Below are 1,159 nucleotides of genomic sequence, written 5' to 3'. Positions count from 1 at the left end.
TCTAAGGTGGGGGCGATGATTGGGGTGAAGTCGTAACAAGGTAGCCGTATCGGAAGGTGCGGCTGGATCACCTCCTTTCTAAGGATTTGACAAAATCTGTCGAGTACATCCGGAATATGTATTGTTTGGTTTTGAGGGTTTCTCCCTCATAAATATATAGTAGATACTTGTAAGAGTGTTTATGGTATGTTTAAAAGCTGGTCGGAAATATTGTGGTGCAAAAAAATGCATGGCAGTAGAGAAGACTGGTAAAAAAAGAATGAACTAATGGGGGCGTAGCTCAGATGGGAGAGCACCTGCCTTGCAAGCAGGGGGTCAGGAGTTCAACTCTCCTCGTCTCCACCAGAAGAGAAAGGGCCTATAGCTCAGCTGGTTAGAGCGCACGCCTGATAAGCGTGAGGTCAGTAGTTCAAGTCTACTTAGGCCCACCAATATTGCACATTGAAAACTACACAGAAGAAAGCAAAGAACAATTATCACCAATGCCAAACTTGTAAGAGAAATCGAGAAGAGAATGGCGGGGAATAGTTGGACCAAGCACAAATTAGGAAAAGAAACAAACGCTAAGAAACAAACATATAAACTTAAGCGAAAAGGTGATATTCTGGAGGAAACTTCAGAGTATATAAACTTACCAGAAGCGTTCAGATGCGAGGAAGGGCAAAGCTGAGAGAAGAAAGCGTATTAATATACGCTGATGAACGAAGCAAAGCACTGACAAAGCAGATGGATGGTTATGGGAAGTTACAAGTTAAGCGAATAAGGGCATATGGTGGATGCCTTGGCGCCAGGAGCCGAAGAAGGACGCGGTAAGCTGCGAAAAGGTACGGGGAAGAGCAAGCATCTATTGATCCGTACATATCCGAATGGGGCAACCCGGCAGAAGAAGTTCTGTCATCCGAAAGGAAGGTAAACCCGGGGAACTGAAACATCTAAGTACCCGGAGGAAAAGAAATCAAACGAGATACCCAAAGTAGCGGCGAGCGAAATGGGAAGAAGCCCAAACCGTACCACTTCGGTGGTACGGGGTTGAGGACCGGCACAAGTTAAGTAACGTTCAGCTGAATGACCTGGAAAGGTCAGGCATAGGAGGTAAAACCCCCGTAGGCGAAGGACGGGACGTAATGGCCGGGATCCAGAGTATCGCGGGACACGAGAA

2 tRNA genes and 2 rRNA genes are annotated in these 1,159 nt (G+C 46.5%); all 4 read left to right on the top strand.

The features are described from left to right. A 16S ribosomal RNA gene (locus EDC37_RS12240) occupies nt 1-78 on the top strand; the annotation flags it as partial. Nucleotides 79-269: 191 nt separating this feature from the next. Then, nucleotides 270-345, top strand: a tRNA-Ala gene (locus EDC37_RS12235). A 9-nt stretch (nt 346-354) separates the two neighbouring features. Beyond that, a tRNA-Ile gene (locus EDC37_RS12230) sits at nt 355-431 on the top strand. 318 nt (nt 432-749) lie between these two features. Further along, nucleotides 750-1,159: ribosomal RNA gene (locus EDC37_RS12225) — 23S ribosomal RNA — on the top strand; the annotation flags it as partial.

The organism is Pectinatus cerevisiiphilus, from assembly GCF_004341685.1.
In the GTDB taxonomy this organism is placed as follows: Bacteria; Bacillota; Negativicutes; order Selenomonadales; family Selenomonadaceae; genus Pectinatus; species Pectinatus cerevisiiphilus.
Note: the sequence above shows the minus strand (reverse complement) of the source record. Positions and strands in the feature narration are given on the sequence as shown.